Annotated in this window: 9 protein-coding genes, 5 tRNA genes and 1 pseudogene; 1 reads left to right on the top strand and 14 read right to left on the bottom strand. The window is 40.3% G+C overall.

The annotated features are described in order from the left end of the window. From PHP90_RS13290 to PHP90_RS13225, 14 genes and pseudogenes are all read right to left on the bottom strand, one after another. Window positions 1–157 (bottom strand): annotated as a pseudogene (locus tag PHP90_RS13290) (50S ribosomal protein L11); the annotation flags it as partial. Between the two features lie 21 nt (window positions 158–178). Continuing rightward, window positions 179–709, bottom strand: a complete 531-nt coding sequence (nusG, locus tag PHP90_RS13285; RefSeq protein ID WP_299930882.1) for a transcription termination/antitermination protein NusG — start codon at window positions 707–709, stop codon at window positions 179–181. Window positions 710–718: 9 nt separating this feature from the next. Then, window positions 719–904: a preprotein translocase subunit SecE gene (gene secE / locus PHP90_RS13280; RefSeq protein WP_299930880.1), complete on the bottom strand. Its 186-nt coding sequence runs from the start codon at window positions 902–904 to the stop codon at window positions 719–721. Between the two features lie 64 nt (window positions 905–968). Continuing rightward, window positions 969–1044: transfer RNA gene (locus tag PHP90_RS13275), tRNA-Trp, on the bottom strand. A gap of 33 nt (window positions 1045–1077) precedes the next feature. Continuing rightward, entirely contained in the window at window positions 1078–1230 is a 153-nt protein-coding gene (rpmG, locus tag PHP90_RS13270; protein WP_013461134.1) for a 50S ribosomal protein L33, read from the bottom strand. Window positions 1231–1268: 38 nt separating this feature from the next. Then, window positions 1269–2468, bottom strand: a complete 1200-nt coding sequence (gene tuf / locus PHP90_RS13265) for an elongation factor Tu (protein ID WP_299930878.1) — start codon at window positions 2466–2468, stop codon at window positions 1269–1271. Between the two features lie 94 nt (window positions 2469–2562). Next, window positions 2563–2637 (bottom strand) — tRNA-Thr (locus PHP90_RS13260). 100 nt (window positions 2638–2737) lie between these two features. Continuing rightward, window positions 2738–2814 (bottom strand) — tRNA-Gly (locus tag PHP90_RS13255). Between the two features lie 3 nt (window positions 2815–2817). Beyond that, window positions 2818–2903, bottom strand: a tRNA-Tyr gene (locus tag PHP90_RS13250). 55 nt (window positions 2904–2958) lie between these two features. After that, a tRNA-Thr gene (locus PHP90_RS13245) sits at window positions 2959–3035 on the bottom strand. 66 nt (window positions 3036–3101) lie between these two features. Further along, entirely contained in the window at window positions 3102–3839 is a 738-nt protein-coding gene (locus PHP90_RS13240) for a YaaA family protein (RefSeq protein ID WP_299930876.1), read from the bottom strand. Next, on the bottom strand, window positions 3839–4990 hold the full coding sequence (locus PHP90_RS13235) for a sodium:proton exchanger (RefSeq protein WP_299930874.1): 1152 nt from the start codon (window positions 4988–4990) through the stop codon (window positions 3839–3841). Before PHP90_RS13235 ends, PHP90_RS13240 begins: the two co-directional genes overlap by 1 nt. A 79-nt stretch (window positions 4991–5069) precedes the next feature. Continuing rightward, window positions 5070–6023, bottom strand: coding sequence for a magnesium/cobalt transporter CorA (gene corA / locus PHP90_RS13230; RefSeq protein ID WP_299930872.1), 954 nt, complete (start codon window positions 6021–6023; stop codon window positions 5070–5072). After that, on the bottom strand, window positions 6016–6903 hold the full coding sequence (locus tag PHP90_RS13225) for a radical SAM protein (protein WP_299930870.1): 888 nt from the start codon (window positions 6901–6903) through the stop codon (window positions 6016–6018). The genes corA and PHP90_RS13225 overlap by 8 nt, the downstream gene beginning before the upstream one ends. Window positions 6904–6919: 16 nt before the next feature. Here PHP90_RS13225 and PHP90_RS13220 point away from each other — a divergent pair, with 16 nt between their 5' ends. Beyond that, complete coding sequence (locus tag PHP90_RS13220; RefSeq protein ID WP_299930868.1) at window positions 6920–7243, top strand: thioredoxin family protein; 324 nt, start codon at window positions 6920–6922, stop codon at window positions 7241–7243. Window positions 7244–7337 lie beyond the last annotated feature (94 nt).

Genomic DNA, 7337 nt, shown 5'->3' with positions numbered 1-7337 from the left:
TAAAACCTGCCTTATCTTTTGTACGCTCGTTGAACGCCTTACAAAATTCCATGATGTTAACACCACGTTGACCGAGTGCTGGTCCAACCGGAGGGGCTGGATTAGCAGCGCCGGCTTGTACTTGCAATTTGATGTAGCCCGTAATTTTCTTTGCCATTTGTGCTTCCTTTTTTTGAGATTAAATAATTTTTTCGACTTGGGTGTACGAAATATCTACCGGAGTACTGCGTCCGAAGATAGAAACATTGAGTTTCAACGTACCGTGCTCAAGATCGTATTCATCAACTGTACCTGTGAAATTCGCAAACGGTCCGTCTACGATACGAACCATTTCGCCGTTATCAAAGAAAACTTTCGGTTTCGGAGCCGAACGGTTCGTTACACGATCCAAGATAACTGCAATGTCGTTATCACTTAAAGGGGTCGGTTTATTCGATTCACCGATAAATCCAGCTACACGCGGTAGAGATTGAATACGGTGCTGTAAATCAATGGAAAGATCCATATTGGCAAATACATACCCTGAATACAATGAACGTTCAGTAATTTTCTTTTTGCCGTTTTTAACTTCAATAACATCTTCAGTTGGAACGATGACTTCGGTAATTACATCTTCGAGATGATTTTCAGCAATAATATTTTCGATAGCGGCTTTAACACTGCGCTCACTACCGGCATAGGTTTGAATCGAGTACCAACGATGTGCCATGTATTTTCCTTAACTCAAAATTGCTGAAACGGTTGATGACATAATCAAATCAACCAATGCTAGGAATATCACAATAAATGTAACAACAGCTACCACGGCAATGAATGCTTGTTTTACTTGCGGTTTTGTTGGGAAAATTACTTTTGCAAGTTCCATTTTCGCATTATGTATGTAATGGTTTAAGTTGTTTTTCATCTATTTGTATCCTTCGGACATTTCCAACGAATAATGCTCTCAAGCATCATTAGTAGAAAATGGGTGGCAGGTCAGGAGGGATTCGAACCCCCAACAATCGGATTTGGAATCCGGCGCTCTACCATTGGAACTACTGACCTATCATTGAATTAGAATCCCCGAGGGGAAACGACTTAAAGTTTTGCTTCTTTATGAACCGTGTGCTCACGGCAAAATTTGCAAAACTTACGTACTGAAAATTTTTCAGTATGAGTTTTTTTATTTTTAGTAGTGTGATAGTTACGTCTCGTACACTTTTCACACGCTAAATGGATATTTTCACGCATGTTTTTACCTTATGAATCCAACCCGAAGGTTGGGGAAATTATGCAAGGATTTTAGAAACAACCCCAGCGCCGACAGTACGTCCACCTTCACGGATAGCAAAACGAGTACCCTCTTCCATAGCGATCGGGTGAATCAGTTCAGCATTGATTTTCACGTTATCACCAGGCATAACCATTTCAGTACCTTCTTGCAAGGTGATAGCACCTGTACAGTCAGTTGTACGAACATAGAATTGTGGGCGGTAGCCGTTAAAGAATGGAGTATGACGTCCACCCTCTTCTTTGCTCAATACATAAATCTCAGCCTCAAATTTTGTATGAGGAGTGATTGATTTTGGTTTACAAAGAACTTGTCCACGCTCAACATCTTCTTTCTTAGTACCACGGAGAAGAAGACCACAGTTGTCTCCAGCTTCACCCATTTCCATTTCTTTACGGAACATTTCAACACCGGTTACAGTAGTTGTTTGAGTGTCACGGATACCAACGATTTCGATTGTTTCACCGATTTTGATTGTACCACGTTCGATACGACCAGTAACAACAGTTCCACGACCAGAGATAGAGAAAACGTCCTCTACCGGCATCAAGAAATCTTTATCTGTTTCACGTTGTGGTTGTGGGATGTAAGCATCTACTTCAGCCATCAATTTTTGAATTTTTGCTGACCACTCACCAAGTACACCAGTTTTTGCTTCTTCAAGTGCACGAAGAGCTGAACCAGCTACGATTGGAGTATCGTCACCCGGGAAATCATAAGTGTCAAGAAGTTCACGAATTTCCATCTCAACTAGTTCAAGAAGTTCTTCGTCATCAACCATATCTTCTTTGTTCATGAAAACAACGATATATGGAACACCAACTTGTTTAGAAAGAAGGATGTGCTCACGTGTTTGTGGCATTGGGCCATCCGCTGCAGAAACAACAAGAATAGCACCGTCCATTTGAGCGGCACCGGTAATCATATTTTTAACATAGTCGGCATGTCCAGGACAGTCAACGTGTGCATAGTGACGGTTATTTGTTTCGTACTCAACGTGTGAAGTAGCGATTGTAATACCGCGTTCACGCTCTTCTGGTGCATTATCGATTGCATCGTAATCCATCATTTTTGCGCCATTTGTTACTGCAAGTACAGCTGTAATTGCTGCAGTCAACGTAGTTTTACCGTGGTCGACGTGACCGATTGTACCGATGTTACAATGTGGTTTTGTACGTTCAAATTTCTCTTTTGCCATAGTGTCCTCCGACTGAATGTGTAAATTAATTTGGAATTATACCAAAAAACAGCTGAAATAGCTTTCAAGCTTTCAAAAATTACAAAATTATTACTGGAGCTCACGAGCGGATTTGAACCGCCGACCTCTTCCTTACCAAGGAAGTGCTCTACCCCTGAGCCACGTGAGCATAAAACAATGATAAATATGTATTTGGAAGCTTAAAAACTATTTTACGTTTTAAGGTAATGATGAAGTAGTAATTATGAAATGTATACTTCAGCTCCCAGTGGAGCGGGAAACGAGACTCGAACTCGCGACATTCAGCTTGGAAGGCTGACGCTCTAGCCAACTGAGCTATTCCCGCAGATGGTGGTGAGAGAAGGATTCGAACCTTCGAAGATAAAAATCAGCAGATTTACAGTCTGCCCTCGTTGGCCACTTGAGTATCTCACCACGGCCATAATCTGGTCTAACACTGATAAATGTAATGCGTTCCGATTTCATTCAATGGTGCCGGCACGAGGATTTGAACCCCGGGCCTATTGATTACAAATCAATTGCTCTAGCCAACTGAGCTATGCCGGCATTGGTGAAATGGAGCCGAAATTATATACACTCTTTCCTAAAATGTCAAGCATATTCAAAAGAAAATTATACGATTGTATAAATAACTTCTTTTTTCTTTTTTGTCTCAACAATTTCATTCAAAAACAACCCTTCAATATTCAAGGCTAAAAGTTCTTCGATTGTTCTGATTTGGTGTTTAGCGGCTTCTCGCAGCACGACTCCACGATAGGCTTTCGCCCAGTGACTTACCACTTTCCCCTCTTTTAAGAACTTCAATGTTGTCGTTTGTTTTGTCGGGGTATAAAATTTATCGTAAAACCCTGCACGGATATCCAATATTTCTTGATCACCTATCATTTCATTCAATACGCCAGAAAAATGTTCTTTGTAATATTTTTCTGGTGCGAATGTCCCAATCGCTGCACCTTGCTTTAGTTTATAATCGGGGATACTGTCTCCTGCGTAAATCGGACCAAATAAATTTGAGAAAAGAATTACGTTCTTATCAAGATAGTATTGCGATTCAGAAGCAAGAGTCTGGTACTCCAGATAATCATAGGCGACCCCATCGTAGCGCTCTATTGCTTTCATAGTTGCGGCTGAGGATAAAGGGGCACGATAGCGTTCATATTCTTTGGTATCTTTAATTCCAAAGAGTTCATAGAGAGCTTCGTCATCACCATCACGAATTACGTGTTCATACTGTTGAATGACAACGAGACGTTTTGAATAGAGTTCAGGAAAAAGGAGGTTCTTAGAATTCATCGGGGGAAGAGTTCCCCCTTCTTTTTTCCCTTCGCTGGGAGCAAATAAAATAACCATCAGTAATAGGCGGCGATAATCGCATAGCTAAGAAAAAACATCATGTGCGATGCCCCTTCAAAATAGTTTGTCTCACCCTCATCGGTCGTTTTCCAAACTAATAAAATGGTCAACAACAATGCACCGATTTGCAACGGATTAAAGTCGAGAGTAAGATTGATCCCTGAGAAGTAGGCCAACATCATCAAAATCGGTACAGTAAGTATGATCGATACTGTCGATGCACCCATTGCGATGTTGACAACCCGCTGAATCTGATCGTTACGTGCCGCACGCACTGCGGTAAAGATTTCAGGAGAAACACTGATAATGGCGATTACGAGACCGGCCAGTCCTGCCGATATGCCATGTTCACGTGCTATAACAACCCCGTTTCCTGCAAATATCTCCGCTCCCAATGCGATAACAGCGATAAATCCAAAAATAGCTATAAAGTTAATAGGGGTACTTAAATGTTCAAAAATATAATCGCTTGAATCATTTTCATCAATTTCAGCATCTTCCTCTTCCTGAAGTTTTCGCTTAAGACGAAAAAAACGGCTTCGTGCAGTCGCTTTAAAAAAGTGGGTATGCGTTCGGGTTTGGAAAATAAAAATAATAATATAAAAAAGGAGTAATACACCCGCGATCAAATGGCTTACATGGGTCAATGAATCAATCCCGTGATCGGTATGACTCAGAAGTCCCGGAACCAAAAGAGCGCTTGAAGCAACAAACAAAACGGTTGTATAGGCACTCGATGTCTCTTTATTATGTTGTTGTTGGCTAAATGCAAGTCCCCCCAAAAAGACGGAAAGTCCCAACAATACATTCAGGTCAACTATAACTGCAGAAATAAGCCCCCCTTTGACCGTCTCTAATACTTCAGGAGAATGACGTACTTCGAGTAAAATAACATACAAAAGGATAATTTCAACGGCTACTGCGCTGAAAGTAAGGACAAAGCTGCCATAGGGTTCGTGAAGACGTTCTGAGAGAATATCGGCCACTTCGGCAACCGTTAGAGATAGTGCGGCAATCCCTATTGCTGCAAACAGTGTTGAAAGAGAAGATTCATGTTGAGCGTTAAAAATAAAAGCTAGTGCGATTGAAACCACACCTATAAAGATGTCCCAGTAATCTTCAATAAAATAGCGTATCCGCCTATCCAAAATTGTATCCTTTGTTATAGCTGTCAAAAAGCCGTGATTAAAATAGTACCATATTTAGTACTTAAGTTGATTTAGAGATTTAAATCCACCCTTTTCGTTTAAAGATATAAACCGGTAATATCGATGAAATAATCATCATTACAATTGAGAGCAAATACCCGTACTGCCAATGCAATTCCGGTAAAAGATCAAAGTTCATCCCATAAATACTGGCGATCAAGGTTGGAGGGAGAAATACGACGTTTACGATCGTAAACATTTTGATTACTTTATTTTGCTCAATGCTCAAAACGCCGACGAATATGTTTTGCAAATAATCAAGCCGCTCGAAATTGAAGTCGGTATAGTCAATCAACGACTTGATGTCTTTAAGCATGACAGTAACATCGTGTTTGAGGGAATGTTTATATTTACTAGACTTCAAAAAAGCACTCAAAATACGCTGTTTATCGTTAAGATTTTCTCGTATTTGCATATTCAAATCTTCTAATGAAGAAATGCGTTCCAAGATCTCTTCATCCTCATTCGTATAATCGGTAAGGACATGTTTACGTACACGGGTAATATCTTTTGAAAGTTTTTCAATGATATCGGCATCAGCATCGATACGGATATCCAAAATCTGGCAAAAAATGTCATATCCGGTCTCAAACTGTTTCGGTGTGGCAAAGAATTTGCGGTTGAATTCATCAAACGTATAAAGTGTCGTATAGCGGATCGAAATCAAAAGATCCCGATAAAGGATAAACGATACCGTCTCATTGTGTGAATGTGGAGTGGATGTAACCAAAAAATAACTGTTGATTTCAATACGGTCGTTCTCTTCCCAGTAACGGGAACTGATCTCAATCTCTTCCGTCTCTTGTTTGGTCGGGAATTTGATATTAAACGTATTTTCAATAAAAACAATTTCATCATACGTCGGCATGAGCATATCAATCCAGATCACTTTTTCGATTACGTCTCCGTCAAGCTCCGACATCGTATCGATAAACGCGATCGCATTTTCATTACGGACATAACATTTAATCATTGGATAGTCCTTTCCTAAATCGCTCTTTATAACTGCACTTTTGACACAGTTCTTCGCTGCATTGCCCTTTGGCAAATCCTTCTTGGATAGCAAGAGAGCGTTCTGATGTCAGAATTTTACCCAAATTTGTTGCTTGAAGGTTACCTAGGTCGATAATTCCCTCCCCGTCCAAACAGCACGGTACCACTCGGCCGTCTGCCAAAATAGCAATTTGCTTGTTTAAACCGTGACAATATCCATCACTGAGAATCGTATCGCTCAAACTCGGCCACTCAAAATAGCGGTCAAAATGGAGCAAAATTTTGGATGCCAATCGAATCGATTGTCGCTCACCACTTATCTGAGAGATGATATCGCCTAGTTTAAGTCCAAAATGATTTTCTAAAAGGGTAAACAATTTCGTGTTAAACTCTTTTTCGCTGTGTGCCTCGTCCAAATTCCAAAGTCTCAAATTGATAAAAAAATCTTCTTGTCGCACAAGCTTTTCATCACATAACGACAAAATAGGTTTCATGTAATCATCAAACGTTCGAGAAACACTGTTTTTATTAAAACTGTTAAGAGAAATGTTGACTTGGCGCAAAGCAGGATGAAAAAGAGCTTCCCGTCGTAATGGATCTAAATAAAATCCGCTGGTGGTAATCATCACTTTCAATCCGCACTCATACGCAATATCAAGATAACTCTTCAGATTACTAAGCACCATGGGATCACCCATCACATGCAAGGCTATTTCATCCGTGTACTCTTTGAGCTGCTGAACAATCGATTTGAAGAAAAGAAGTTCCATTGTAAGAGTCGGTTGTGTTTTTGGAGGGCAAAAAGTACAGGATAATCCACATACATTGGTTATCTCTATATATGCACGATGAAATTTCATTAGCTATAATACCTTTATGCAAACCTTAGAAACAATTAATCAAACCCTCAATACCCATGATGCCGTGATGCTCTATTTTAGCGCACCTACTTGCAATGTATGCCATGCACTTAAACCGAAACTTGTTGATGCCATCACTGCCGAATTTCCAATTTTCGTTATCGAGAGTATCGATATATCCGAAACACCGGAAATCGCTTCTCATTTTAGCGTTTTCGCTATTCCAACAGTATTGATTTTTTTTCAAGGACGGGAATTTTTACGTAAAAGCCGACATATGAGTGTCAGCGAAGTGGTCGAAGATATTCGCCGCCCCTATAACCTTATGGTAGAAAGCTAACAATCCCGGCTGTAACAGCAACATTCAGTGATTCGACACCGCGATGCATCTCTATAGAGACACTGTGAGTCGAAGCGCGTGTCACTGCATCACT

Origin of the sequence: Sulfuricurvum sp. (assembly GCF_028712165.1) — a bacterium.
Classification (GTDB): domain Bacteria; phylum Campylobacterota; class Campylobacteria; order Campylobacterales; family Sulfurimonadaceae; genus Sulfuricurvum.
The sequence above is the reverse complement of the archived record's forward strand: the minus strand, read 5'-3'. Positions and strand labels throughout refer to the sequence as shown.